Annotated in this window: 20 protein-coding genes; 7 read left to right on the forward strand and 13 right to left on the reverse strand. The window is 51.2% G+C overall.

Annotation, left to right across the window (positions count from 1 at the left end):
- Nucleotides 1-76 precede the first annotated feature (76 nt).
- From N909_RS0108060 to N909_RS0108125, 13 genes are all read right to left on the reverse strand, one after another.
- The gene (locus N909_RS0108060) at nt 77-1,465 is read right to left on the reverse strand and encodes an SLC13 family permease (RefSeq protein WP_029913893.1); all 1,389 of its coding nucleotides are present in this window, start codon (nt 1,463-1,465) and stop codon (nt 77-79) included.
- Nucleotides 1,466-1,571: 106 nt separating this feature from the next.
- Nucleotides 1,572-1,907: a 4Fe-4S dicluster domain-containing protein gene (locus N909_RS26335; protein WP_084167591.1), complete on the reverse strand. Its 336-nt coding sequence runs from the start codon at nt 1,905-1,907 to the stop codon at nt 1,572-1,574.
- A gap of 97 nt (nt 1,908-2,004) precedes the next feature.
- Nucleotides 2,005-4,260 carry a molybdopterin-dependent oxidoreductase gene (locus N909_RS0108065; RefSeq protein ID WP_029913894.1) on the reverse strand — a complete coding sequence of 752 codons (2,256 nt, stop codon included), beginning with the start codon at nt 4,258-4,260 and terminating at the stop codon, nt 2,005-2,007.
- Between the two features lie 584 nt (nt 4,261-4,844).
- The gene (locus N909_RS0108070) at nt 4,845-5,594 is read right to left on the reverse strand and encodes an IclR family transcriptional regulator (protein ID WP_029913895.1); all 750 of its coding nucleotides are present in this window, start codon (nt 5,592-5,594) and stop codon (nt 4,845-4,847) included.
- Nucleotides 5,595-6,210: 616 nt separating this feature from the next.
- Nucleotides 6,211-7,551 carry an MFS transporter gene (locus tag N909_RS0108080; RefSeq protein ID WP_029913898.1) on the reverse strand — a complete coding sequence of 447 codons (1,341 nt, stop codon included), beginning with the start codon at nt 7,549-7,551 and terminating at the stop codon, nt 6,211-6,213.
- 578 nt (nt 7,552-8,129) lie between these two features.
- Nucleotides 8,130-8,285, reverse strand: a complete 156-nt coding sequence (locus tag N909_RS25650) for a hypothetical protein (protein WP_155005899.1) — start codon at nt 8,283-8,285, stop codon at nt 8,130-8,132.
- Nucleotides 8,286-8,824: 539 nt separating this feature from the next.
- A complete protein-coding gene (locus tag N909_RS0108090) occupies nt 8,825-9,160 on the reverse strand; it encodes a 4Fe-4S dicluster domain-containing protein (protein WP_029913900.1) in 336 nt (111 codons plus the stop codon).
- Nucleotides 9,161-9,287: 127 nt separating this feature from the next.
- On the reverse strand, nt 9,288-11,552 hold the full coding sequence (locus N909_RS0108095) for a molybdopterin-dependent oxidoreductase (RefSeq protein ID WP_029913902.1): 2,265 nt from the start codon (nt 11,550-11,552) through the stop codon (nt 9,288-9,290).
- A gap of 1,026 nt (nt 11,553-12,578) precedes the next feature.
- Nucleotides 12,579-13,874: a radical SAM protein gene (locus N909_RS0108100; protein WP_029913904.1), complete on the reverse strand. Its 1,296-nt coding sequence runs from the start codon at nt 13,872-13,874 to the stop codon at nt 12,579-12,581.
- Between the two features lie 275 nt (nt 13,875-14,149).
- Entirely contained in the window at nt 14,150-15,076 is a 927-nt protein-coding gene (gene nrfD, locus N909_RS0108110) for an NrfD/PsrC family molybdoenzyme membrane anchor subunit (protein WP_029913906.1), read from the reverse strand.
- Between the two features lie 15 nt (nt 15,077-15,091).
- Nucleotides 15,092-15,634 carry a 4Fe-4S dicluster domain-containing protein gene (locus N909_RS0108115; RefSeq protein ID WP_029913907.1) on the reverse strand — a complete coding sequence of 181 codons (543 nt, stop codon included), beginning with the start codon at nt 15,632-15,634 and terminating at the stop codon, nt 15,092-15,094.
- Between the two features lies 1 nt (nt 15,635).
- Nucleotides 15,636-17,879 (reverse strand): molybdopterin-containing oxidoreductase family protein, encoded by a 2,244-nt coding sequence (locus N909_RS0108120; protein WP_029913909.1) that lies wholly within the window; start codon nt 17,877-17,879, stop codon nt 15,636-15,638.
- Between the two features lie 610 nt (nt 17,880-18,489).
- A complete protein-coding gene (locus N909_RS0108125) occupies nt 18,490-20,646 on the reverse strand; it encodes a sigma-54 interaction domain-containing protein (protein WP_051689608.1) in 2,157 nt (718 codons plus the stop codon).
- Nucleotides 20,647-21,425: 779 nt separating this feature from the next.
- Here N909_RS0108125 and N909_RS0108130 point away from each other — a divergent pair.
- The 7 genes from N909_RS0108130 to N909_RS0108160 all read left to right on the forward strand — a co-directional run bounded on the left by N909_RS0108130 (nt 21,426) and on the right by N909_RS0108160 (nt 26,945).
- Entirely contained in the window at nt 21,426-21,914 is a 489-nt protein-coding gene (locus N909_RS0108130) for a GNAT family N-acetyltransferase (protein ID WP_029913913.1), read from the forward strand.
- Entirely contained in the window at nt 21,911-22,720 is an 810-nt protein-coding gene (locus N909_RS0108135; protein ID WP_029913915.1) for an MBL fold metallo-hydrolase, read from the forward strand. Before N909_RS0108130 ends, N909_RS0108135 begins: the two co-directional genes overlap by 4 nt.
- Nucleotides 22,717-23,313, forward strand: coding sequence for a flavin reductase family protein (locus N909_RS0108140; RefSeq protein ID WP_029913917.1), 597 nt, complete (start codon nt 22,717-22,719; stop codon nt 23,311-23,313). Before N909_RS0108135 ends, N909_RS0108140 begins: the two co-directional genes overlap by 4 nt.
- A gap of 77 nt (nt 23,314-23,390) precedes the next feature.
- Nucleotides 23,391-24,371: a GTP 3',8-cyclase MoaA gene (gene moaA, locus N909_RS0108145; protein WP_029913919.1), complete on the forward strand. Its 981-nt coding sequence runs from the start codon at nt 23,391-23,393 to the stop codon at nt 24,369-24,371.
- Nucleotides 24,372-24,472: 101 nt separating this feature from the next.
- Complete coding sequence (locus tag N909_RS0108150) at nt 24,473-24,847, forward strand: hypothetical protein (protein ID WP_029913921.1); 375 nt, start codon at nt 24,473-24,475, stop codon at nt 24,845-24,847.
- A gap of 31 nt (nt 24,848-24,878) precedes the next feature.
- Nucleotides 24,879-25,607 carry a TIGR04282 family arsenosugar biosynthesis glycosyltransferase gene (locus N909_RS24520; protein ID WP_029913924.1) on the forward strand — a complete coding sequence of 243 codons (729 nt, stop codon included), beginning with the start codon at nt 24,879-24,881 and terminating at the stop codon, nt 25,605-25,607.
- A gap of 378 nt (nt 25,608-25,985) precedes the next feature.
- Nucleotides 25,986-26,945, forward strand: a complete 960-nt coding sequence (locus N909_RS0108160; RefSeq protein WP_029913926.1) for an ABC transporter substrate-binding protein — start codon at nt 25,986-25,988, stop codon at nt 26,943-26,945.
- The last annotated feature ends 1 nt before the right edge of the window (nt 26,946 follow it).

The raw sequence follows: 26,946 nt of genomic DNA on the forward strand, positions 1-26,946 counted from the left end.
GCCAAACAGATTCCTGAAAATTTCCGCGCCGGATTTATTCCCGGCGCGGATAATCAGCAACCTTATCGTCACAATTTTATAATCCAACCATCTGCCCGATCAGCGGCATTAGCAGCGCACTGATGACAATCAGACAGAGGGTTGGGAAGAGACCTGCCTTGACCATCTCTCCCATCCGATAATAACCTTTTCCATAAGTGATCAGCGGCACACAATCCAGCGGCAGGATAAAGGTTATTGCCGCACCAAAACCAACGATGACCGTAAATACGATCGGGCTAGCTCCAGCCAGTTTCGCCAGCTCCGCGATAGGCACGGTTGCCATGCCGGCAATGGCCGGCCCGACCGGACACACGACATGGAGAATACTCACAACAGTAGCAACGGCCCCTGCCAGTATCGTTCCACCCCAGACGGCGGAATCAGCAAGGGCGGTATGGACCAGCCAGGATGCGGCACCTGTCGCCAAAATCCCGGATGCCACCGATTGGACACCGCCAATCATAATCACTACTTCCCACGAAACGCCCTTGACGAATTCATCCCAGGTAATCACTTCGATCCCAGGGAAGAACATGGCAACCAGGCCCATCACCGCGATCCCGGTCGCATCAAGCCAGGAAATCCATGTGCTTGCTATCCAGAGCACCAGCAACGCTATGATAATGACAAGAATTTTTTTCTCGTTTTTCTCTAATTTCCCGGTCTTGGCAACCAATTCATTGATTGAATCGATCGCTTCTTTGCTGACCGGTTCCGGCTTGAAAATAAGGACCAGAGACAGCCAGCAAAAAGGAATCATCAGAATCGCGAATGGAACCCCGAAAAGCATCCAGTCAAGAAAGGATATGTCTATCCCGACGCCCTGTTTCAAAAGCCCCATCGCCATAATATTGATGGACGTTCCTGCCGGGGTCATGGCGCCTCCCAGCATAGCGCCGAACGGGACACCAATCATTAAGCATTTGCCTAAATTGCTTTGCCCGGGAGAAGAGCCATTTGCCGACAGAATCGATAATGCCAGTCCCATAAACAGCGAGCACGATGGCACATTGTTACAGACGGACGAAAGCAATGCGGTTCCGACAATAAATCCAAGCACGAGCTTTTTTGACTCCCCTTTGGACCAGCGGATGAGGATGCCGGCAATACGGGTTGCCAGATTGGTTTTTAGCAGCGCAACAGTTATGGCAAAGGTTGCGATGACAAAAAAGATAACCGGGCTAATGAATTTCGCCCAGGTTGTATGCCAATCGAGTATTCCAAAATAAGGCAGACACACCATCAGCAAAAAGGCTGTCACAGCCAGCGGCATGACCTCCATAACCCAGAGAACAATTCCGGCAACCAAAATCGCCAAAGACATTTTGCCAGGCTGCGAAAGATTTGCCCCTGTTGGCAGAAAATAAGCGAGAACAACAACCAAGATTGCGGCTATCAGGCCAACCCACTTCTTATTATTCATATGAAATCCTCTTAATTCCGTTGATTTTTCGTTGTCAACCTAGCGCAAGAGTTTTGCCTTCAAGACATCCCACATGTGACATCCTCAACGAGCCGGGCTCATTTCTTTAAGGGATAAACAAAGCGGTTTTACTGCCCAATTCGGACATTCTTTCCGCTAACTCCGTAATTGGCCCATATTCCATGCATTGGCTAAGACAGTGATGGACACAGGTGGGCTTTTTACCCTCCGCAACCCGATCGGAACAAAGGTCACAGAGCTGGGTTGGTGTCGGGATGTAATCCCATTCAAATTTGCCCGGAGTCACCTCCCATGGACCGTTTTCCAAGAGCTTGATTCCCCATTGTCCACGCGGAAGTTTAAGAACATTTTTGCAAGCGACTTCGCAACTATGACAGCCAGTGCAGTACTGGTAATTGATAAGTAAACCGTTTTTAGCCATGACTTCCTCTCTATCGAATAAACCCAGATAAAAAATCTTTGGTTTTAGAAATGAGCGATTCGGCAGAGAATCTCTGCCGAATCGCAGTGCGGACACGTCAATTTTCTATCGTTGAACTTTCAACGCGTTTGGCTTTACAGATCATCTGTTTATAAGGTGCACCAAATCCCAATTTTCCAATTGTCTTGTGAGGAATCATGGTATTTAAGTTGGCATCCCAGACACCAAACAAGGTTGGTGCTTCACCTTTTTTCTCCGGATACCACCACCCATGAGTCGCATGACAGACCCGGGGGTGAATCGTCGGGGTCAAATGTGCCTGCATCCGACATTTGCCCAGCATGTTTTCCAGTTCGACCCAGTCCTTCTCCTTAATATTCAACTTCTGCGCTGTTTCTGGGTGAAATTCTACGACCGGGTAAGGGTCAATCTCACGCAAGGAGTCTATCTGTCGGTGTTCGGAGTGGAACGAGGTGGTTTTACGCGCTCCTGAAGTCATAATCAGCGGATATTCGTTAAACAGTTCAGGCGTTGAAACCGGACCATAGGGGGGCTCCTGGTAATAGGGAAGCGCATCCTCACCCCAATTGGGGAACAGGGTGGATGAAAGCTCTACCAGCCCGGTGACGGTATTGAAGCCAGGCTCACCATCCATCCGCAACAGGCCTTTTTCATGCTTGCGATAGGTATATTTCGGCTGATAGACGCCGAGCTCGCTCAGCCCTTCAAAGTCTATTCCCAGTTCCGGTTTGAGCTGATTGGTAAAGAAATCCTGAACTGTCTCAAAAGGCCACATATCAGGATGCAAACGTTTTCCCAACTCCATGCAGACTTCCAGGTCAGATTTGGTATCCCCAACCCGCAACGCTTCGTTCATGGCGCCCAGAGTTATGGCATTGCGTCCGTAATTGGTAATCACAACGCCGTTGTGCTCAGCGAATGTCGGTAACGGGAGAAAGATATCGGCGAGGGCCATGGTGGTCGGATTATGGAACAGGTCCTGTGCAACAATCAGCTCCATCTCTTGCAATGCTTTATACCAACGCGCAGGCTGGACCGCACTTGAAGGAGCCAGAACATTGGTACTGTTGATCCAGGCCATACGAATTTTATAGGGTTTTCCTGTCTCAAGAGTATCCAGGGTTTCATCCGGATGGGTCGTTGCCATTGCAGCACCGACAGCCGGCCATTCTTTGGCGCCGAGCCGCTTTTCCCAAAGTTCATCAGTCAAGTTGCGACGGGTCTCCATCCGCCACTTGCCAAGCAGGGACGAGGGTGGTCCCAGAGTCAAACCACCCGGAACATCAAGGTTGCCGGTAATTGCGGTCAGAGCAAGAATCGAATGGCCCAGCTGGACTCCGTTCGGATTCATGTCAACAGCCAAGCCCCACTGAATCGAAGTCGGTTTAGCCAACGCCATCTTGCGGGCGACCTCAATAATAAGGGTCTTTGGCACCCAGGTAATGGCTGCCACCTTGTCCGGCGGATATTGCTGAACGCGTTCCTTAAGCTCATCGAAGCCGTAGCACCACTTTTCAACGAACTCTTTATCGTATAAATCTTCATTGATGATGACGTTAAGAAACCCGAGAGCCAAAGCGGTATCGGTGCCAGGCCGCAGTTGACAGACATGTTCTGCTCTGGTTCCCAGCCAGGTTATCCGCGGATCAATGCAGATGATTTTTGTGCCGCGCTTCATCATGTCAATGATGGCATGACCAAAAAATCCATCGGGATTGGAGTAAAGAGGATTCTTACCCCAAGTGACCACGTATTCAGGAAGTTTGAAGTTGGGGTTTTCATAACGATCGGGGTAGTTCCCGGCAAAATCAATTTCCGGATAACCGGCACCCAGAATAAAATCAGTGATAGCGCAACGCGGTCCATAGCATGACCATCCGCTGATCGGTTGGCTGACGTTTGGAGTTCCGATTGACGCAAAAGCCAGCGGGTAATAATAGAGACATGCCTCGCGGCCGGTCCCGCCGAAAACAATGATCGATTCAGCGCCATGGTCTTTCTTAATCTGGTTGATTTTGGGAATGATAATATCCCAGGCTTCATCCCAAGAAATGGGTACCCATTTATCCTGACCACGGTCTTCGCGGGCTCGCTTCATCGGTGTCGTAATGCGTTTCGGATGGTGGACATACTCAGGCAGAGATAAACATCTGACACAAAGTCGACCATTGGTGATGGGATGCTCTTCATCCCCTTCGACATTCACCAATCGACCATCTTTGACCGTGAGCTTCATTCCACAGCCAACCGGGTGCTCACCCGGAGGTGACCAACCACAGGTTCTTACCGTATATGAGCCGTCTGCGTTTTTGCTTTTCCATTCTTTCTTCATACGATTTTATCCTTCCCCTATTGTTTGAAGGCCAAAGATCACCCATTGCTGAGTTACGCGTTCTGTCCCTGCCGAAAACAGAATATCGGTGCCCAGCATGACTCTGTTGGTTTCATAAATATTCGAGATCAAGGATGGGTCCAAGTTCACTATATGAATCGTCAGTCTATATATTGGACTGCAACAAGCAAGCCAACACTTCCACAAGACGAATAATCTTCAACATACTGATTTCATTGAAATCTGAAATAAGAGATCGGCGCGCTAGGGCCCACCTGTCATCTCAAATTGATTCTCAATAACAATTGAATTGGTCGCAGATCAGGAGCCATTAAGGAGGAGTTGGCGAATCTTATTTTTAGACAGGTTTCTCAATGTGAAATTCGGCAGGAAGAACACTCCGTCGATTTTCAGATCATTTGAGCGTTAGGCGATCATCAATTTTGCTGGAAAGAACTTTTGATCGGATAGTTTGGTGGGTCGTTCGTATCAGCAGACATGGGAAAAAGATAGATACTTCAGTGGCAAGAACACAAGGTTCCACGGATCAGAATGAGAAGGGAATTCAAGGAAGAGGATTTCGTTTAAGACTTGTGCCCCAGTGCGAGTTCAATATCTTCGGTGGCCTGCAATAGCATTTGCTTTGCAGCATCAAGACGCTCTTCATCCAAACGAGTGACTGCGGCACTGACTGAAATTCCTGCCACCACCATCCCGCTGTCATCGTGCAGAGGGGTCGCGACAGAGCGGATATTATTATCAAGTTCACGGTCATCAATAGCATAACCAAGTTCTCGAACTTCAATAATCATACGTCTGAGTGCTGCCGGGTCAGTGACGGTTCTGGAGGTAAATGCAGTGAATTTCGTTTCAGTGAGATAGCGTTCAAAACTGCGCTGATCGAGCCCCGCCAGCAAAACCTTTCCCAGCGCGGTACAATAGGCGGGTAGCTTGGTTTTAACAACAATTTTGATATTTTCATCATCTGGCGTAAACCGTTCAATGGTCAACATTTCGTTATTATGCAAAACACCAAGATTGACGGCCTCATTGACTTCAACTTGCAAGCGCCTCAAAAGCGGAGCTGCTATTTTGGCAATCCCCAACCGCCCTTTGACCTGGACGCCCATTTCATAAACCTTCAGTCCTGCACTATAAAAACCGGTTTCAGGATTCTGATTGATATAACCAAGGCTTATCAGGGTATTCAAAAACCGATGGACAGAACTTTTATTCAAATGCAACTCATGGCTCAAAGAAACAGCTTTTGCCGGTCCGTCAAGACACAACTTTTCCAAGACCTTGAGCAGTTTCTCCGAAGACGACATGGGCATAATTTATTTCCTCTCCTGCACATACAGGTATTTATTCAATAATTTTGAGCAATGGCAAACGTTCCCAGCAACTCTTTGTTCCCTGCTTCCTGCAGAGGTGGCCGTGGGGGAATGCGCTAGTTTAAGCAACTTTGCAGTAAACTCGGGACTGTCCCCAGGGTCATCGGGGGCTGTCCCAAGAGTTTGCGAGCCATGAAACTGTCGCGGTTAACACCGCAAAGACCTGGGACAGCCCCCGTGCGGGGACAGTCCCGGTTTTGCTGCCAGCGCTAGCGCCATTCGGGCATGGGGTGCTTTCTATGCCGGATTTTAACTTAGTTTCCATCTGGAAACGGCTTTTCCCCGCTGTAGCAACGTCAATCTGCAGCCTTACTTGTGCGGCGTAACGGTGTACGCCTCCGCGCAAGCCCTTGATTTCCTTGCTACAACGGAAAACTGCTCGTTTCCAAGCTAAAAACTTAGTTATCGCCATCCAGCGTTTCCGGATGACAACTAACTTAGACAATCGTAACAGATGATGCTTAAGGCTCATTTTAATAGCAAAATGGTCAGTTTTGGTAAAAAAAAAGCCTCGAATCTCTTCGAGGCTTTCAAAAACATTAATGAACGAAATAAACTAAACTTCGCCTCCTGCAGATGAACGCATATGTTTCTGCAGGATCATAACGATTCCAAAGATAATCAAGGCACTCACACTGTTGACTGCACAGATTTTCAGGACACTCCAGCCATACTCCAGATATAATCCGCCAACCAACGGAGCAATCAGGGTTCCGATTTTCCCTATTCCGTAAGCGCAACCGATACCACTACCACGCATTTCAGAAGGGTAGACGGCTGAGGCCAGCCCCATCAAAGAAGAGTTTCCACCATTAACCAGCATACCGGTAAAAATCGAAACAAGAAGAATGATGGTAAAGGCGTGGGTAGCAAAGTATCCAAACGCGATCATCGCAACAAAAGCGCCAAGGAACAAGTACTTGACAACATTCAATTTATTGAATTTTGACATCAATGTGCCAATACAGAGACAAGCGATAACAGATCCCATGTGAATAAAAGCAAACCCAATGCTGAACTGCTCGGTTGTTGCTCCTGCCTGCTTAAGCAAGGTCGGAACCCAGGAAAAAAGGATCCAGAGAAGGAAGAAACTCAAGAAGAACAACAGCCAGAGCAGAGAAGTGGTTTTGGCATAATCACCTGAAAACAAGGATTTCACGCCACCGCTTTTTTCCTTGCCCTGGTGCTGAACCCGCAGGTCTGCAGAAAGGTCCAGAGTTGAAGATTTGTCTATTTTTCTTACTATTCGTTTTGCTTCCTCAGGTTTTCCACTTTTGACAAGATGGCTAATAGATTCAGGGAGAATTATCAGGACCAAAAAGGCAATCGCTACCGGAGCAAGACCGCCGACATAAAATACCGATTGCCATCCCCAATGAGGCAGCAGATAAGATGCAGCAAAGGCAGCGATCATTGCACCTGTAGGCATTCCGGCCCACATATAGAGGGACAGTCCTGCACGTAAGCGTGAAGGTGCGTACTCACTCCCGAACGCCAAGGCATTAGGGATAACACCTCCCATGCCAAGACCGGCCAAGAATCGATACACACCCAACTCTGTGCAACTGCTAATATGGACGGTCATATAAGTAAAAAAGCCAAATACAAGGGCAGAAGCGAACATGGTTTTCTTACGTCCATATTTATCGGCAACCATCCCCAGGGCAACAGCTCCGATCATCGGCCCCAACTGGCCGGCACTGACGGCAGCTCCAATCTCAGCTGGCGACACGCCCAGGTGCTTCATCATCCCCGGAATAGCAACGCCAATAACAGTCAAATCAAATCCATCAAAAAAAACGACTATAAAGCAAAGAACACAAATACCGATCTGATAGGCAGAAAAGGGAAGATCATCGAAGACTTCATTGACATCAAGGGTCTTACTTACACTCATACTCAAACCTCCTTGGGTTGAGAGCTGGACTTCATTTCATTGAATGAGCGAACTGAAGCCAAAGTAATTTCTTATTGCATAAAGAAATAACCTGAATCAATTTCTTTTCTTTCAAGGTCGAATAAGAACCGTTTTGACCGAGAAAAACCAGCTCAGAAGGTTTTCATAAATCACCAGCAGGAAGCCCTAAAAAATGAGCAAAATTGAATTTAATATAATCATTTGTATAAATCTCATCTTCGAGATTAAAATGAGAACTCAATATTAAATATTAATGATTCAAAAAGTAATAGAAATATTCAACAAAACTGTTCTCTTAAATATAATTAAAAACCTTCTTTTAAAAATTTTCTATTATCTAGAAACAGCTACTCAAAATTTCATAAAAAAGAAATAGCATTAAATATCTCTCCGGCATCGCCAGCATTTCCCCAGTAAAAATATCAACTAATCCTGTCCAAAAAAAAGTATCAAGCTTCGTACTGTAAAAAAATCTCCAGCCTGAGCTAACAGAAAGCCAGATCAGAAAAACTGCTCATTCAGGCTGGAAATAACATCCTCAAGGGATAAGTGTTATATTAATTATCTTTTTTATCTTCTTCTTTGAATGTGATATTCCCTTTATCATATTCTTTTGAAGGTTTAAATTTTGTCGATCCATAGTTTTGACCAGGTTTCATTGCAAGGGGATCGATAGGTTTTTTAACTTTTTTTGGTTTAGATTCTTCTGACATGATTAATCTCCTTTTTTTGATCGGTAGCTTATTTTTTTACAAACTAAGAAACTTAAAAATATAAAAATAAAAAGTTTATTTTGTATCTTGAGTAGTTATTTTATTGTCAGATACAAAACCATATACAGTTTTCAAGAGAAATATAATGTGCTGGTCATGTAACCCCTATTGTGGCTGATGTAAACCGCCTAAGCCGAAACCGCTTAAATGTGAGCACTGTGGCACCTATAACTTCTCTGATCTGAAAAACTGCAGAAAATACAAAAAACTTTTACCGGAAAGAGAGCCACCAAAACCGGTCATGTGCCTTTACATTGGCCAGATGTGCGCCAATCCATGCCAGCGTCATAAAAAAACGCCGGACCAAGAAGCTCATCCTTACTGCAGATGGCACACCCCGGTCGATTGAACCCTTCCTTTATGTTCGGACAGGATTTAACATTCAAAATAATTCTAATTTTCAAAGATCCTGAAAAAGCCCTTTTTGTCAGCAAAAAAAGACCCTGGAAGCCCCTTGGGGCTTCCAGGTCAATGCCCCGTTAAGGGACGAAGATGACTGTTTTTTTGCCCATCTCTGACGCTTTTTGGGCCAGTTCTTCAAGCGGCCCGTATTCCATACACTGGCTGAGGCAGTGGTGGACACAGGTCGGTTTTTTACCTGCAGCAACCCGATCTGCACAAAGATCGCAGAGCTGGGTCGGAGTTGGGATGTAATCCCATTCAAATTTGCCCGGAGTCACTTCCCAGGGACCATTTTCAAGCAGCTTGATGCCCCATTGGCCACGTGGAAGCTTCAGAACGTTTTTACACGCAACTTCGCAGCTATGGCAGCCTGTGCAGTATTGATAGTTAATCAACAATCCGTTTTTGGACATTTCGTTCCTCCAATCATTCATTGATTTCGGCTGCGAATATATTTCGCATACCCCAAGCTCGGCCGGTCACAGCGCCACGAGACAATTGTCTGTGACCGGCCTTTCATTTGCTAAGCGACTTCCTTAATCAAGCAGTGATGACAACGTCATCAAAGTTCTGCAAGCGCGAAGCTTTGCAGATCATCTGTTTGAGCGGAGCACCGAAACCAAGTTTTCCGATATGCTTGTGGGGCACCATGTTGTTAACGTTGGACTGCCACACACCGAACAGGTTCGGCTCCTCGCCATTCTGCTCGGGGAACCACCAACCGTGAGTTGCATGAACAACTTTGGGATGGATTGTCGGCGTCACTTTTGCGCGCATTTTAGCCCTGCCAAACATGTTCTCAAGCAAGACCCAGTCGCCTTCTTTGATACCAAGATCTGCCGCGGTTTCCGGATGCAACTCGACAACCGGATCGGGGTCAATCTCACGCAAGGTGGCAATCTGGCGGTGTTCGGAGTGGAACGAAGTCACCTTACGAGCACCAGTGGTCAGCACCAGTGGGTACTCCTTCCACAGCTCCGGAGTACTGACCGGGCTGTAAGGGGGCTCTTTGAAGTACGGCAGGGCATCATCGCCCCAAGCTTCAAAGAGGGTCGAAGACAATTCAACCATCCCGGTAACAGTGTTGAAACCGGGCTCTCCATCACCCCGCAGCATACCTTTTTCATATTTTTTATAGGTATACTTCGGAGTGTAGACACCCATTTCTCTCAAACCATTGAAGTCGACACCCAATTCGGGCTCAAGCTGTTGGCTGAAGAAATCCTGGACATTGTCATAGGGCCACATGTCCGGGTGCAGTTTTTTACCCAATTCGATACAAACTTCGATATCGGAACGGGTATCACCAACGCGCAGCGCCTGGTTGATCGGTCCGAGGGTCACCGAGTTACGCCCGAAGTGAGTGATGACGACGCCATCATGTTCAGCGAAGGTCGGCAGCGGCAGGAACACATCACCAAAAGCCATGGCCGTCGGGGTCATGAAGCAATCCTGAACGACGTTGAACTCGAGGGTTTTCAGTGCATGATACCAGCGGTCGCACTGAACGGCACAGGTCGGAGTGATGAAGTTACTACTGTTGAACCAGCCCATGCGCAGACGATACGGCTTGCCGCTTTCCAGAGTGTCCAGAGTTTCATCCGGGTGGGTGGTTGCCAGAGCAGTACTGAGGGCCGGCCATTCCTTGGCGCCGATCCGCTTGTCCCACAGTTCGTCAGACAGGTTACGACGGGTTTCAACCCGCCATTTACCCAGCAGGGCAGCCGGCGGTCCAAGGGTAATACCACCCGGAACGTCAAGGTTGCCGGTGATTGCGGCAATCGACAGGATGGCATGGCCCATCTGCACGCCGTTGGGGTTTTCGTCAGTTGCCAGGCCCCATTGGATGGAGCAGGGTTTCGCTTTGGCGATGAGACGAGCGACAGCAATGATGGTTTCTTCCGGAACCCAGGTAATCCCGGCAACTTTGGCCGGCGGGTATTCCTGAACGCGCTCTTTGAGCTCATCGAAACCATAGGTCCAGTTTTCAACAAAGTCTTTATCGTAGAGTTCTTCATTGATAATGACATTGAGGAAAGCCAGGGCCAGGGCAGAGTCGGTACCGGGGCGAAGTTGGCAGACATATTCTGAACGAGTACCAAGCCAGGTCATCCGCGGATCGACGTGAACGATTTTGGTCCCACGCTTCATCATATCGATCAAAGCATGGCCGAAGAAACCGTCGGGGTTTGAATACAGAGCGTTCTTACCCCATTCAACAATAACTTCCGGCAGGGTAAACCCGGGGTCGTCATAACGTTTTTCAAAGTAACCGGCGTAGTCGATCTCCGGGTATCCGGCACCGAGGATATAGTCGGTGATAGCGCAGCGCGGTCCGTAACAGGACCAACCGCTCAGGGGGTAGCAGACGTTCGGGGTGCCGATTGAGGCAAACCCGAGCGGATAGTAATAGAGACAGGCCTGGCGACCGGTACCACCGAACACGATGATTGATTCGGCACCATGTTTCTCTTTGAATTCTTTGATTTTCGGAACAATGATATCCCATGCTTCGTCCCATGAGATCTTGGTCCATTTATTTTTGCCGCGATCTTCTTTAGCCCGTTTCATCGGGGTGGTGATCCGCGAGGGGTGGTGCACATACTCAGGCAGGGTAAGGCATCTGACACACAGACGGCCGTTGGTAATCGGATGTTCTTCGTCACCTTCGACCTCAACCAGTCTTCCGCCTTTGACGGTCAGCTTCATACCACAGCCAACCGGGTGGTCTCCTGGAGGCGACCAACCACAAGTTCTTATTGTAACGGAACCGTCTTCATTTTCTGTTTTCCATTCTTTCTTCATTCGATCTTCCATTGCCATTGAATTACCCATCCTTTCATTCTCGAATGTGAATACACAAAAACAATCCGCTGTCTTTCTTCTCTTTCGCACCTCCTTCTAGAAAATTATTTTTTTTGTTCTGTTTGTTCGGGTTGCAGCTGTTGATTCACGCCTGCTTGTTGTTCGGTTCTTCGGCAGGCAGCAGCGCGCGGACAACACTGCCCCGGTTATGTCTGATCGATATTTCTGCGACTTGTGTGCCAACTCAAATAAAACTCACACGTTCTCATAACTATCTAATTTTAATGATTTTTTCCATTTTACTAAAAATCGGTGATAATTCTCTTTTTGGGATGGGATTCATAGGTCAACAACCGGCTATTAGGCACAACATACTGAAATGACTGAGTTCTTATTTTTAAACTGGGTATCATTTTAGGAACAAAAAAAATCTGCGCAAAAACCCTCGGGACGCCTCCCCAAAAACCGGGAAGAACCCAGCTGGAGGCAAAAAAATGACGTCTTGAACGGAACTGAATAAACTCGGGAGAGGTTGGAAAGGCTGCCGCAAAAATCAATCCGGGGAGAGGATCATCCGCCAAGCTATAACTTGGTTGGTTTTACAAAATCTGCGCTATCTCATCACCCCGATGGGGCTATGCAAAATCCTGGCAAGGAAACAGCCGGTTATCAACCCGTCAAGCGGAGGCAAGCCGGGCTCAAAAGTTGAGTCCTCCCCTTGTGTCCGTAGATGGCAAGAATCAATGGCCGATGCCAAATCATCAGGGTCGGGTCAATCATCTTCTTCCAGAGCTTGCTTGAAATTGGTTCAGGATGACCTTTTCTGCCATCCTGCCGGCGGTTCTAGCTGGTTATCATCCGGAAACGGCCCTTTTCCGCCGTGGTGGTGTCAATCTGCGGGCTTATTTGTGCGGCGTCAAGAACTACGCCTCCGCAGAAGCCCTTGATTTCCTAGCCACAACGAAAAATTGCTCGTTTCCAATCTGAAAACTTTATGCGTTGGTATCCGGAGTTTCCGGATGCCAACTAGCTGAAGGTTAAATCAGCTTTTTTACGGCCATCACAATTGGTCAGCTGATAGGAGCAGAAAGGGATCAAATGCCCCTCAGGACCGGATACGGTCATGCTGCATTGCTTGAGCCGTTTAAGATCCATGCTCATGGCATCCATATAGTTCATGATCAGAATGGAGAGCCCCGGGTCCAACTCGGGATAGATTTTGGCTGCAAGATCAGGAAGCACCGACCCTTGTGGACTGGAAGGATCAAAATGGTGGAGATAATCCTGAACACTCACTGTCCGGCTCAAAGGCTCATCCCCCCGTGGCTGCCGTACGATATAGGTGGTTGCATCGCAAAGCGCGTGTGAACATCCGGTGGGCCAGAAATCATAGGGCTTAAGAATTCCATGACTTTGTTCGGCAAGTTTGAAAATCACATTGCCCATGGTCAGCGGCTGGTTTCCCGCGACGTCAAAACGCCCCGATCCGAAGGCCGGCTGATAAGCGACCCCGACAATCACATCCCGATTATCCAGGGCAAAATCAAGCAGATCACCAAGCTGATGCTCATTGATCCCCTGGATGACCGCCATGGCCAGAACCACCTGCACGCCGGCGGCCCGGCAGTTCTCAATCGCCTGCAGTTTGGTCTGGAGCAGGTTGGCACCGCGAATCTGCTGATAAACCGGATCGGACAGCCCGTCAAACTGCATATATATCCCGGTGATGCCGGCCGCGATCAACTGCTCAAGAAACTGCGGATCACGGCTGATGACCACACCATTGGTATTGACCTCGATGGCACTGAATCCGGCCTGCCGACAGAGGGCGACGATTTCGGGAAGGTCCTTACGAACAGTGGGTTCGCCGCCGGTCAACTGCAGGCTGACCTGTGGCCCGCATTGTTCCAGAATGGTCTCCAGGCGTCGGGCGATATCGTCCAAACTGAGATCGGTCGAATAATTTTCCTGATTATCGTCCGCTGCCATAAAACAGACCGGACAGCGTAGATTGCAGCGTTGCGTCAACTCCAGTTCAACCAGCCGCGGATGATGACGGTGGCTGGCGCACAAACCGCAATCGTCAGGGCAGCCACGATCGACACAGTGAGTGACTTTGGGACGAAGATGAGGAAACTTGAAATCCTTGAGCCAGCGATAATGTGCTGCATCAGGCCACAGGTAGCAGGAAAAAGACCCATGCCGGGGACACTCCTTTTCCATAGAGACAGTATTATCGTCATTCACCACAATACGCGCCTCGACAACCTCAAGACATGTCGGGCAAACGCTCTGGGTCGCTTCCAGCAGCTTCACATTGATCTCCGTTTTACTTCCAGCAAGGTAAAGACTCTTCGCAAGAGCGGATTGTTGAAAACAATCCTTTCCGCGACTTTTTCAAGCAGGGCAAGACAAAGATGATTCTCCCCATCTCACAAATCGATAAATCACAGGTCAACATTGATTGTGATTTCCCAGCCATGGGCTTAGCAGACTGCTTTCAACAGCCTGAGAGGTTTGCCGGGGACGACTGAGCTCCGTAAGGTAGATGCTCTCAGGAAACAGAACACCAGTCGTCCCCGGCAAGATGAAACAGTTTACAGCCAGATTTTCTTAAGGAACTTCTCTTCTCCCTGCGGCAACCGGGAACGATACTTTTGCTCGCCGGGGAGGAAAGTCCGGTCGGTGCCACTGCGCACGGTCAGCATCCGCATGGTGACCCCGCCGAACAGAGCCAGGACGGCAGCAATCCCCTGAAAAACAGCAACCGGAATCAGGGCCATGATCAACGCTGCCACGGTCCCCAGCACCATAAAGGCGATTTTAAAGGCTCCCGACAGGTCACCATTAATCCAACGCTGTGCGCTGGCCGCCTCGGCAGCTGTGGTCCCGGTCCGTTTGATCCAGAGATAGCCGATCCAGAGCAGCGCCTGGGCCGCCAGCAAAGCAGCCAGCACGACCGGCAAATGGCCCTGTACTGTGGCAGCAGCCGGCGGCAGGATCAGTCCGCACAGGAAATGACCAGCAAAACCGGTCACCAGCGAGGACAGCAAGAACAGCCCCATCAGGCCGGGGCCAGTCCAAAACGGCCGCCCTTTGTGGCGGGCCAGCAGAACCCCGGGGTAGGTGGCAACCACCAGGCCGGTAACAATATTGACGATCACCAGCAGATGGCGCAAACCGCTCCAATCACGCCAGAAAATCAGCTCGGAAGGAATCCCGAAAGAGGCATAAACAAGACCGGAGATAATGGCAAAGGTCATCATCCAGGCCCCAAAGGTCAGAATCGCTTTGGGGTTCATGAAGACTCTCCAGGCCTGCATAGGGCGGCCTAACTCAAGAATCAGAAAACCACAGCCGACACACATGCACAACGGTCCGACGATATTGCCCAGCAATGATGACGTTTCAGGCCCCATAAACAGATCCGTCAATCCGGCAATGACCAGCATCGCACCACCCATACCGGCAAAGAAGAAATCGACGGCCAGCATCCAGCCCCAGGTTTGATGTTTCTCGCTCATCGCGAATCTCCTCTATTAAATAAGGTAATAAACAGCAGGTTCGGTATTCAGCTCAGGTAACAGCTGAATATACTGGTTCTCTTTAATCAGCCTGTAGACTTCACTGGTTTCATCGTCCAGATCACCAAAGATCCGGGCTTTCTGATGACAGGTCGCTACGCAGTGCGGAACCATTCCCTGGTCAACCCGGTCCATGCAGAAATTACACTTGTTGACCGCACCCGTTTCGTGGTTATGGTAACGAGCGCCGTAGGGGCAAGCCATGACACAGGACAAACAGCCAACGCATTTTTTGTCCTCAACATGAACGATCCCGTCGGCACGCTGGACAGAGGCCCCCGTCGGACAGGCATCGACACAGGGAGAATTATCACAGTGCATGCAGATCAGCGGCAGAAACCGTGAGTGCAGATTAGGAAAGGTCCCATGGGGGCCATCCTGCACAACCGGGTTGTAAACCATATCGGTCGGCAGTTCATTATGAACCTTGCAGGCGACAGTACAGGAGTGACAACCAATACAGCGCCGGGTATCCATGACAATGACGTAGCGAGCCATTTTATTTCACCTCCTTAGTGTCAACCTTGTAGACACGACACAGCAGACCGCGGTTAGCCCAGGACCCGCTATAGGGGTCACAATGCTCATCAGCGGTACTGGTCAGCATGTTTCCATTCGACTCCAATGCACCGCCAAGTTCGCCGCCCAGCGGGATATCGCGCATATCTTTTTCCGGGAACCACCAGCAGCGCTGGGTGTAGATAACCTTGGGATGAATCGCCTCGGTCAGGTTGGCCCGCTGTTTCATACGCCCACGTGCCGTTTCAACCCAGAGCCAGTCGCCATCATGAATATCCATTTCCGCTGCGGTCCGGGTATTGATATCCAGATAGGGGGAGTGCTTGATAAAACGCATATCCTTGATCTGGTAATGTTCGGAATGGTGGAAGGGCATGAAGCCGCCACCCGTGGTGAGCACCAGCGGGAATTTTTCAGCCAGTTCCGGATGATCGATCTCATTCTCCGTCGGACCAACGTATTCCGGCAAGGGCGGATAACCAAGGTCTTTCAGTGTTGTTGAATAAAGTTCGACCTTCCCGGATGGTGTTGCAAAGCCCTGCCGTTGGTATTTGTAATATTCCCGCTCCGGGAAGTGGAAACGATAACGCTCCACGAACTCATCAAAGTTTTCGACATCATAGCCGATCGGCGCGATAGCGCTGAAATAAGCTTCTTCGACGGTTTTCCAGGGCCAGTTCTCTTCCTGCCCGAGGGCCACGCCGAGATCACGCCAGAAGTTGAAATCGTTGCGCCGTTCGAACATCGGCTGGATCGCCCTTTGCGAAGCCAGCATAAAGTCGGCACAACCGTAGCTGTTGGTAATAATCGGTCGTTCCAGAGCACCGGCAATCGGCATAATGTAATCAGCGAACATTGCCGAAGGGGTGATCCAGTAGTCACAGGCCACCATGAACTCGACCTTGCGCAGTGCTTCCAGAACCACCGGGGTCTCCCCGTAGGAAGCGAGCGGGTTGGTCGCTGCAATCAGCAGGGCTTTGACCGGGTAGGGATCGCTATTCGCGATGGCCCGGAATACTGATGGCGGGTGGGCTTCGCACATCCATTCTGCGGTCGGTGCCTTGCCCCAGGTTTTTTTGGTCAGTTCAGAGATTTTGGAATAGCCCGGCCAGGTCACCAGTTTAAAGCGGTCGGAACCGATCTGTTTGGCTTTCTGTTCCTCCGGCAGGAACTGATTCCCTTCTAGCTCTTCGTCGGTCAGATAATCCTGCGAAGGCCCGGTCAGCAGGTCGGCTCCCGGGCAGTCCAGGTTCCCGGTCAGGGCGCGCAGCAGCGCACGAGCGTGCATGGTGGCGCCAGCCGGCCGGCCGATCTGGTCGACAGAGGTTCCCCACTGAATGTTCCCGGGCTTGTTCATAGCGTACATATGAGCGCCAGCCCGGATCTGCTCCGGAGTCAGCCAGGTCAACGGTGCCGCCCATTCCGGAGAGAACTCGGCGACATGATCCGCCAGTTCGCCAAAACCTTCACAGTATTCGGTGACGAATTCCTGATCAAACAGGCCATCATAGATAATGACATGCAGCCAGGCCAGCGCCAGGGCAAGGTCGGAACCGGGCCGCAGCGGCAACCACAGATCGGCTTTTTCTGCCGTTTCAGTGAACCGCGGATCGATTACAATAACCTTCAAGCCCTTTTCCTGAAGCTCGTGGATATGGTGAGCCTCAGGCATTCCCGAAGCACCGGGATTCTGTCCCCACAGGACAATACAGCGGCTCATGCCGAGGTCGAGGTCGAAGGGGCACCAGCCATAAATTGCAGTTTCGACCATGAAGGTCGGAATCCAGCACAGATGAGCATTGTGAAAACCGTTCGGGCTGCCGAAAAGGTTCATAAACCGCCGCCGCGCCCAGTCATCCGTACGCTGGGTTCCGCCGGCCGTGGCCACCGCTTCCGCGCCGAACTGTTCACGAATGCTCGACAGTTTCGCGGCGATTTCCGAGATCGCCTGATCCCAGGGAATTTGTTCCCACTTGCCTTCACCTTTTTTCCCGACCCGTTTTAACGGATAGTTGACCCGATCTGGGTGATTCAGGTGTTTAAGCGCGATATTCCCCCGGCAACAGAGTCCGCCCTGGTTGGTTGGGAATTCGGGATCACCTTCAATTTTCAGAACTTTATTGTCTTTGACGTAGGCTAGCACCCCGCAGTTCTGATGGCAGAAATAACAAGCCGACTTTTTTACTTCCACGCCTTCTTGATCCAAATCGATTTTTGTACTCATAGGCCCTCTCTTCAGCTCATCCGGTTTCTATAAAAAATGATCCTTCGCTGTTCGCCGCAAACTCGAGACGCCAGGAAGTTCCCATTTAAAAACCAACAAATTGGGGAGAAACGACAGTCCCAAAATAAGGGCCGGAGATCATTCAGCTGCGTCTTCGACCCGCCGAGCAGCTAATTTTTGCAACATGCAGGCCAAACTGATTTGAGGTTTTTGAGATCGGTTTCAGCAAGAACGCCAAAGCCGTTCTGCAGCGGAGGAAAAGCCGTTCCGGAAGTTTCCGCAAGGGACAAGAGAACCTCGCCAGGAAGCAAAGGAGGGGTGACGGAGGTCTCGCTAAAAAATCCTTTTTTGCGATCAAAGTTTCATTTTGAGAACTATCAAGCCTGCCGGAAAAGACTTCGGTGAAAAACCTGGGCTCCTTCTCATAAATTCAACAATCGCAAAATTTCAGTAGTTATATCATTGCCTTATGTCTCCCTCTTCGCGCCGCAACAGAATGACGGAGCCCAGCAAAGAGGCTTTCCACAAAAAACAAAAAACCCCGAAGCGTAAAGCTTAAACGGGGTTGACTCATTTAATAAAAGTGTGAGTTGCAAAAAAGAAAATCGGCCTAAACCACCTCGATTTTATACTCCTTGAGTTTTCGATACAGGGTCGAACGGCTCAGACCGACCATTTCCGCAGCCGTCGGAATACAGTTGTTGGCACGCAGTAAAGCCGCTTCGATAGCAGCCTTTTCAATATTTTTCAAACAGAGCGTATCGTTGCCGAAACCACCGAAACGAGCGATTTCCTCGGCTTTGACCGGACTGGAGTCCATCAGGACATAGCGCGGCAGATTATGCGGTTCGATCCTTTTCCCGGAGGCCGTATTGATGGCATGATGCATGGCGTTCTGAAGCTGGCGGATATTGCCCGGCCAGCGGTATTCATTGATGATCCTATCGACTTCCGGGCTGATTTCAGGAACCTCCCAATTTTGCCGCTGACAATAATTCTGGACAAACACATGGGCCAGCATGGAAACATCCCGCTGCCGTTCGCGCAGGGAAGGGATATAAACGGTCAGCACCGAAATCCGATAATAAAGGTCTTCACGGAAAGTCTTCTCTTCAACCATTTTCATCAGATCTTTATTGGTGGCCGCAAGCAGCCGGAAGTCGACTTCCTTATAGCGGTTGCCACCGACCCGCATGACCTTTTTGTCCTGCAGCGTGCGCAGCAAAATAGCCTGATGTTCTAAAGGCATATCGCCGATTTCATCCAGGAACAGGGTGCCACCATGGGATAATTCAATCTTACCGGCCTTGCCGCAGCGCTCGGCCCCGGTAAAACTGCCCCCTTCATAGCCGAATAACTCACTGCCAACCAGCTCCCGCGGCAGGGCCGCGCAGTTGACGGCCATAAACGGTCCGTTGGGACGATAGGTGTTATGAATCGAATGGGCAAACAACTCTTTGCCGGTGCCGCTTTCACCGATCAGTAGGATATTTTCCGGTGATTCGGCAAAGCGCCGAGCCTGGCCAATCGCATTTTTAATTTCCGGGCTTTGCCCGAGGATATCCTCAAAAGTATAGGTCGCGGTGCGCCCCGTCCGGTTGCTCAGCTGGTTGGTCAATTTTTCACAGCTGATAAACTTCAGAATGACCACGTCCAGCTTCTTGGTATATTGATTCAATACCGGCCGTGCCGAAATACGGTAGGCTTTGGCCTTGTTATTGCCGACTTTGACGCACTCCTCCAAGGTGAAATTATCACCCTTGGCGGAGCGCTCCATGATGGAGGATTCCGGACTTAAAAATTCGCTGATGTTACGATTGCCGATATCTTCCGGCCGCACCTTGAAGATCCGAATCGCTTCGTTATTGATCTGCAGAATCCGGCCGTTTTTATCGACCGCCACCATCCCTTCGTCAATAAAAGCGAAGGACGCGGTCAGGGTTTTGTGGACACTGACCATCTTCTCCTTGGCGGTCTGCAGATTGTCTTTCAAGCGATCGATATCATGACAGGCTTTCTCGAATTCCCGGCCGGTATTGATCAGCTTCAGCTTGGTCTCAACCGAAGACGCCAGGGACGCAATCAAACCAAGGGTATGCAGATACAGATGGTTGATATTGTCGTCGTCCAAAGAGTCGATCAGGGGCGGACTCAAGATCACCAGAGCCGCCCCGACATTTCCGTCCGCCTCCATGATCGGCGCTGCGGAGGCAATGCGGTTTTGCAGCGGGATACAGTAATTTTCCGGCCCCAGCAACTGGACCGGCCGTTTCAGACGAAAACACAGTTCATGAGCCGAAGTGCCCTCGTTCTTTTCATCGGCCAGTATGCCGATGCGCGACCCGGTCGCCAGGATTTCCGGCTCTTCCGCCCAGACCCCTTCATGAAGAAGGATCAGCCCTGACTTATCGAACAGGTAAAAAAGATAACCGCAATCGGTCATCTGCTTTTTAAAGGGATCAATCAGGGAACTGGTGACGTCGATAAGCTGATGATGCTTGTCCTGCACCGGGGAGAGTTTGTCTGTACAGGGAATGGTTGCAACTTTATGCGGATTGACGCCGAGCTTGCGGGAACGCATCCACGAAGCGGCGACCTCCTGATCCATGCAGGGGTTCTGACTGGGATCATCCATGCGGTTGTTGAAGAAGTCCTCCTTGCAACGCAGAATCGCCTGCCATCGCTCTTTGGTCAGTTTTTCCCTGCCGGCGTGAGCAAAAAGAATCTGCGCTCCCAGGATATCAGAAATCTGTTCTTTCAAATCCATTTGCAGCTCTCCTTCCGCTATGAAGCGCTTGGGTTTCGCCTTTGATCCCACCTATTCAACTAATTGCAAACATCACGCCTGGAATCTGCACCAACAGCAGCGCCTAGCCAGCCTCCCTCCAACAACACATTCAACCAAATAAAATAAGTAAAAGAGATATACTCATAAGCAAACATTATACCTTAACTCGCGTGACATCATATCATATCGGGAATTCTATACCAAAATAAGAAAAGTAACACTTCTATTTGTGCGAAAACGCCTCCTGTCGGCCCTGAATTCAACCATTGTTTAAGGTAGCCGCCATGGCCGAACAGCACCAGCCGGCCGGAGATCCCCGATGAAAACCGTTGCAACGCCGCCCAGGACAATTCTCCCCCGAACAGCTGACAGCTGGACCAGCTTTTTGCCTGGCCCCAGGCAAATCCACCAACGGGTCACAACGTTGCAAATTGACACTTCAGCATCAGGAACGTCTCAAAATAATACAAAATCCCCCGCCGTTTTCGCCTCAGCCCGATCTCCGGGAAACGATTTCCATAGCGACTAGACCTCTCCAGGCAACTGTCTACATTGTGCCTGCAGACAGTGGCACCGTTTTTGCTGAATCAATCTCCATGAACATTGGCCGAAACCTATGGAACAATCGGGAAGGACGATTTTTTACATTTATTATCAGCATGTTAAGCGATCTAACCGGAGCAGACAGGCGGCTTGAGAATGATCGCAGGTTGCGACATTCGCTGGTATTGATGAGACACCAACAACGGAATCAGCATATGGCTTATGAAATAAAACTGGCTGACAACGATGACGAACTCCCTCTTCAGGAGATAATGCTTGCCAGCGACATGGATCTGGTCGGCGATATCGAAGACCACGTCATCATCCGTGATGCAACCAGACTGTACGGCGGCGCGTTGCTCTATCAGTTGGACCATGACCTGTTCCATCTGCTGACCATTGCGGTCAACGGCAGTCAACGGAGTGCCGGCCTCGGCAGCCGACTGCTGCAGAGGCTACTGCACGAACCCTGGCAATACTGCTACGGCGGCAGCAAACCGGACACCGCCCACTTTCGGGTCACCACCGTGGCCCGGGGCAGCAGTCGAAACTTTTATTTGAAAAACGGCTTTTCAACCTGCTCCTTCAGGGAGCTGCAGCAGCCCTTTGCAAGCCAGTGTCAAAGCTGTCCGGACGACAGCAGCTGCCAGTCCGCAGCAATGATCTTTGTTCACGACAACAGCACAACAACGGGAACAGCATGAACAATGAAATAACCATTCTCGGCACCAGTGCCGGACCAGGCGTACCTTCTTTTTTCTGCGACTGTTGTGCCTGTCGGGAAGCAAGGCAGAATCCGGACCTGACCAGAACCCGTAGCGGCGCGTTGCTGCGCTCCGGGCTCCAGTGTGCCTTGATCGATTGTTCTCCGGACCTGCGCAGCCAACTGGTGCGGGAACAGATCGTCCGCATCGATGCGATTTTTCTGACCCATTGGCATTTTGATCACTTCGGCGGTCTGGGCGAACTGGAATATTATGTCAAACTCGACCGCAAAGAGCCGATCCCCTTCTATCTGCCGCCAAGCGCGGTCAGCAGATTCTCCGAGGCTTTTCCCGACATTCAGGAGATCTTTGCGGTCACCCCCTGGCAATTTTACCAGCCCTGTCGTTTTGCCGATTTCACGCTGACCCCCCTGCCGGCACGGCATGGTATTGAAACCGCCGGTTTTCTGATCGAAAGCGGGCAACGCAAACTGGCGTACTTCCCTGACACCGCTGGTCTAGATGATACACCCCAAAAGCTGCTGGGCAACCTCGACTGGTTCGTCTGCGATGCCACGTTCAGCCACGAAAACTGGTTTCCGGACAGCCATATGTCGCTGGCGCAGACGATCGCTCTCGGCAATCATCTTGGCGCCCAAGAAACCGTCCTGACCCATTTGGCCATGCATTACAGTCAACCGGTCACCACCAGCGATTTAAACAGCCTGATCGCTGCCGAGCCTCAGGTCCGGCTGGCGACCGATGGCTTAACCTTTGAGTTTGAGCCGATAAGCGAGGGCGTATGAAGATATCTCTTGGAGCAGAAGCGCTGGCAATCCCCTCTCCGGTCTGGGTTGTCGGCAGTTACGGCAGCAATGAACAACCCAACATCATGGTTGTCGCCTGGGGAGCGATTTGCTGCACCACGCCACCTTGCATTTCCATTTCGGTAAAAAAGACCCGTGCCACTTACGCCAATATCATGGATCACGGAGCCTTTACCATCAGCGTTCCCTCCCGCGACCACCTGGTTGAAACCGACTTTGCCGGGATGGTATCAGGGATCACGGCCGATAAATTTTCCGCGAGCGGCCTGACCGCGGCGCACAGCACCGTGGTCAATGCTCCCTATGTGCAGGACTTTCCCCTGATTCTGGAATGCCAGCTGCTGCATATGCTCGACATCGGCTCGCATACCCAATTCATCGGGCAGATTCTGGATGTCAAAGCGGATGAACATACCCTTGGCGAGAACGGCCTCCCTTGCGCACAAAAAATCGATCCGCTGATCGGGAGTGCCTGCGAAAGAGCCTACTACGCCCTCGGTGAGTACCTGGAAGAAACCCGTTTGCTCGGTGGCAGTCTGTTGGAGCCACAGCTGGAAGAAGAGAATGATTGAAATAATTTGAACCTTTCCTCTCTCGGTCGGCTCGTTCGCCAATTCCCGTCGGGCCGCAGCATGAAAAGAGGTACAACATGAAACTGATCGATTCCTTCGGACGTCAAATTAACTATCTGCGCCTTTCTGTTACCGACCGCTGCAATCTGCGCTGCTTCTACTGCATGCCGGAATCCGGGGTCGGCGCGTGCAGTCATGACGACATCCTCTCCTATGAAAAACTTCACCTCATTGCCGAAGCCGCCGTCGGTCTGGGAATTGAAAAAATCAGGATTACCGGCGGAGAGCCGCTGGTCCGGGAAGGAATCGTGCCGTTTTTAGCCCGCTTGTCCGGCATCCCCGGCTTGAATCACCTGGCCATTTCGACCAACGGCCTGTTGTTGCCCAAAATGGCCAGGGATCTTTATTTTTCGGGTGTGCAACGCTTGAACATCAGCCTTGACTCCCTGCAGGACGACCGTTTCGCAACCATTACCCGCGGTGGCAAACTGAAAATGGTGCTGGAAGGATTGGATGCTGCAGAAAAAGCCGGTTTCCCGGCACCGAAAATCAATATCGTCGCGATGCGCGGCATCAACGACGACGAGATCTTCGACTTTGTGGAACTGACCCGGCAACGTGGCAATTCCATCCGCTTTATTGAATACATGCCGACCCTGAAGCAACCCGGCTGGCAGCGGCAATGGATCTCCGGCCAGGAAATTCTTGATCGGATCTCCACCCGCTACCCCCTCGAAGAAGCCGACAAAGGGGCCTACGCCGGGCCATCCAAGGATTTTCGCATCCCCGGCGCAAAAGGGACCATCGGCATCATTACCGCCGTCTCCGGACATTTCTGTGCCCAGTGCAACCGGATCAGAATTACCTCGACGGGCAAGGCCAAGGGCTGCCTGTTCTCCGACCAGGAAATCGACCTCAATCCCTGGCTTGAGCGGGGCGACCGCGCCATGATCAGCCACCTGCTGGAAGAATCGGTCCTGAAAAAACCGAAACAGCATGGCATGTCCCTGGAAGGGTATGAGCACCATAATTTTGCCATGTCACAAATCGGGGGCTGATGCCCCCTCAACCATCCGTAACAGTCGGAGCAAGAGTTGGTTTCGCCGCCGGCTAGAGTTTTTGTTAGCTTATTCTTCGCAGCCTTAAGAAAGGACAGTCGATGTTTAAAAGTAAATTTGAGGACAACGAAGTCGATATTTCAATGAAGAGAGAAACCATTGAACAGCTCACCCAGAACGGGATCAACTACGTCGAAGTTTTCCGTCTGATCGAAAGCTTTGCCCAGAAGCTCCTGGTCACCAGGGAAGACACCGAACTGCGGATGGAAAACGAAGACACTCAGGCCACAATCGACATCACCATTACCTGGGATCACGAAGCCAAAAAAGTCCATATCGACGTCCTGGATGTCAATCTCAACAAAATGACTCCGAAAGAGATGCCGAGCATGCCCAAAGGCTCCAAGGTGAATCTGGCTCAGTCCGGTGCCGAACCGAACCAGCAACCTGCTGTCGACCCGTCAAAATTGAACTGATTGCATCAGGAAGACACGGATCGGCAAACACATGTCCATTCAGCACCCAGTGACCAACCGCCAAGCGATCCTGCTGTTCGTTCAGGAGTATCGCAAGGAGCGGAAACGTTTCGGCTTCGGCAGCCAGATGGACCGTTCCATCCATCAAGCGCTGCTGTCCCGGACCTTTGCTGTGGTGCGCGAATTCCAAGACGTCGATATCCTCGTCGTCAAGAACGGCACGGTCCCGCTCCTGGACAACGCCATTGATCTGCCGGAACGCGGCCATGATTTTAACAGCCGCTTCAAATATGCCCTGGAGGACGCTTTTGCGCTGGGCTACCAGCGGATTGTCGCCGTCGGGGGCGATATCCCAACCCTGACGGCTGGCGATATCCGCCAGGCTTTGGCGCGGGAAGAATTGGTTATCGGGCCGACCTTTGACGGCGGTTTTTACCTGGCCGCCTTGACCCGGGCAGATATCCCCCTGTTCGATCACCTCCCCTGGCGGCAGCCCAATCTTTTCGAACAACTGCTGAACAGGCTGCAGACCTCTGCCCGGCCTTCCTACCAGCTGACCAGGCGCGGTGATATCGACCGCATCGCCGATGCACGACGGACCGCCAGCCTGCTCATCCGTCTGGTCCGCCAGTGGTGTGGCGCAGCTGCACATCGCCGGCGGTGCCATGCCTTGAACCAGACCCTGTTTCCTCCCAATCGCATTCCCGAACCGCTGTTCAGTTCCCTCCCACCACCAGCGCTGAACTTTTTGCCCCACTGAAATTTTCTCTGCCGCGGATCCGTTTCCCCGCCCTGCGCCCTGTTTAAAGTTTGCCCAGGAGAGTGCCTGCAACGGTCTGCGGCAAACGGATGAGTGCGCGCAAGCAGCCCGTCGTTTACCTAAACGGCCATTGCAGCAACTCTTCAGTGAACAGCAACCAGCTATCGGTCACGTCACGCTCATGACCCGCACTGGCGAGCAGGCCCTGGTCGCCAAATTCACCGGCAGCGAACCCAAGGCCAGGTTGAAAACTCAGCGAGCGCCATGCTGATCTTGAATACGCGGGTGCAGACTAGCCCCGGCCGGCCGCAGCCGACTTATCGATTCTGCGAACCGGTTGCGCAATAGCAGTCACAACCGCCTTGAAAAGGATACGCCATGAAAAATTCACACTATTTATTGCTTTTTGCCGGCCTGCTCGGGATACTCCTGACCGGCACCCCGCCAGCCGCCCGTGCCGCCACAGGCCCAAAAGCGCTAAGACTGGTCTATTCCCACAAAGTCTGTTACGAACCCTTCATTATTGCCAAGGCCAACGGCTATTTTGCGGAAGAGGGGCTCAAGGTCGAGGTTAAACTGGTCAACGGCGGCATCCTGGCGGCGGAAAGTCTGCTGACCGGTTCCGCGGATGTGGCCGCCATGGGCGATGCTCCTTTTCTGATCGCCGCCTCCCGCAGTAACACTGTCCGGTTGCTGTCCAGTTATGGCGGTGGCAGTAAAATGCACCGGGTCATCGCCCGCCGCAACATCACCGGCATTCAGCAGCTGGAAGGAGCCCGGGTCGGCATTCAGATGGGCTCCAGCACCTACGGAGCGTTTCTGGCCTGGTGCCAACAGGTCGGGCTGGAACCGGGCAAAATCCACTTTGTGTCCTTAAGTCCGCTGGATATGCCCCAGGCCATGCAGACCGGACAACTCGATGCCATGGCCGGCAGCGAACCCTGGCCCAGCAATGTCGAAGCCACGGCCGGCGCTCAAGTTCATGAACTGACCGATTTCAGTGCTCTGCACAACAGCTTTCCGCTGCTGGTGGCCGCTTCGGCAAACGCCCTGGAGCAACGCCGGGATGATCTGGATGCCCTGCTGCGGGCGCTGGCCAAGGCGGTCCGTTTCATGGAACAGCAGCCGGACCAGGCGGTCAAAATCCTCGCCGCCGCCATTGGCCTGCCGGAGCCCCAGCAACGTCGTTGTACCTATCAGCTGGCCTGGGGGGTTGGCTTCACCCAACAGGATCATAACAGCTTGCTGATGACCGCCCGCGATCTGAAAAGCCTGGGCAAAATCGATCGTATTCCTGCAATCAGCGCCTACTTACAGACCGCCGCAGCTCAACCGTAAG

The sequence above is a fragment of the Pelobacter seleniigenes DSM 18267 genome (assembly GCF_000711225.1).
Classification (GTDB): Bacteria; Desulfobacterota; Desulfuromonadia; order Desulfuromonadales; family Geopsychrobacteraceae; genus Seleniibacterium; species Seleniibacterium seleniigenes.

Coding starts and splice junctions, on each gene's coding strand:
- N909_RS0108060 (WP_029913893.1), bottom strand. CDS start 1,465: ATGAATAATAAGAAGTGGGTTGGCCTGATAGCCGCAATCTTGGTTGTT.
- N909_RS26335 (WP_084167591.1), bottom strand. CDS start 1,907: ATGGCTAAAAACGGTTTACTTATCAATTACCAGTACTGCACTGGCTGT.
- N909_RS0108065 (WP_029913894.1), bottom strand. CDS start 4,260: ATGAAGAAAGAATGGAAAAGCAAAAACGCAGACGGCTCATATACGGTA.
- N909_RS0108070 (WP_029913895.1), bottom strand. CDS start 5,594: ATGCCCATGTCGTCTTCGGAGAAACTGCTCAAGGTCTTGGAAAAGTTG.
- N909_RS0108080 (WP_029913898.1), bottom strand. CDS start 7,551: ATGAGTGTAAGTAAGACCCTTGATGTCAATGAAGTCTTCGATGATCTT.
- N909_RS25650 (WP_155005899.1), bottom strand. CDS start 8,285: ATGTCAGAAGAATCTAAACCAAAAAAAGTTAAAAAACCTATCGATCCC.
- N909_RS0108090 (WP_029913900.1), bottom strand. CDS start 9,160: ATGTCCAAAAACGGATTGTTGATTAACTATCAATACTGCACAGGCTGC.
- N909_RS0108095 (WP_029913902.1), bottom strand. CDS start 11,552: ATGAAGAAAGAATGGAAAACAGAAAATGAAGACGGTTCCGTTACAATA.
- nrfD (WP_029913906.1), bottom strand. CDS start 15,076: ATGAGCGAGAAACATCAAACCTGGGGCTGGATGCTGGCCGTCGATTTC.
- N909_RS0108115 (WP_029913907.1), bottom strand. CDS start 15,634: ATGGCTCGCTACGTCATTGTCATGGATACCCGGCGCTGTATTGGTTGT.
- N909_RS0108120 (WP_029913909.1), bottom strand. CDS start 17,879: ATGAGTACAAAAATCGATTTGGATCAAGAAGGCGTGGAAGTAAAAAAG.
- N909_RS0108125 (WP_051689608.1), bottom strand. CDS start 20,646: ATGGATTTGAAAGAACAGATTTCTGATATCCTGGGAGCGCAGATTCTT.
- N909_RS0108130 (WP_029913913.1), top strand. CDS start 21,426: ATGGCTTATGAAATAAAACTGGCTGACAACGATGACGAACTCCCTCTT.
- N909_RS0108135 (WP_029913915.1), top strand. CDS start 21,911: ATGAACAATGAAATAACCATTCTCGGCACCAGTGCCGGACCAGGCGTA.
- N909_RS0108140 (WP_029913917.1), top strand. CDS start 22,717: ATGAAGATATCTCTTGGAGCAGAAGCGCTGGCAATCCCCTCTCCGGTC.
- moaA (WP_029913919.1), top strand. CDS start 23,391: ATGAAACTGATCGATTCCTTCGGACGTCAAATTAACTATCTGCGCCTT.
- N909_RS0108150 (WP_029913921.1), top strand. CDS start 24,473: ATGTTTAAAAGTAAATTTGAGGACAACGAAGTCGATATTTCAATGAAG.
- N909_RS24520 (WP_029913924.1), top strand. CDS start 24,879: ATGTCCATTCAGCACCCAGTGACCAACCGCCAAGCGATCCTGCTGTTC.
- N909_RS0108160 (WP_029913926.1), top strand. CDS start 25,986: ATGAAAAATTCACACTATTTATTGCTTTTTGCCGGCCTGCTCGGGATA.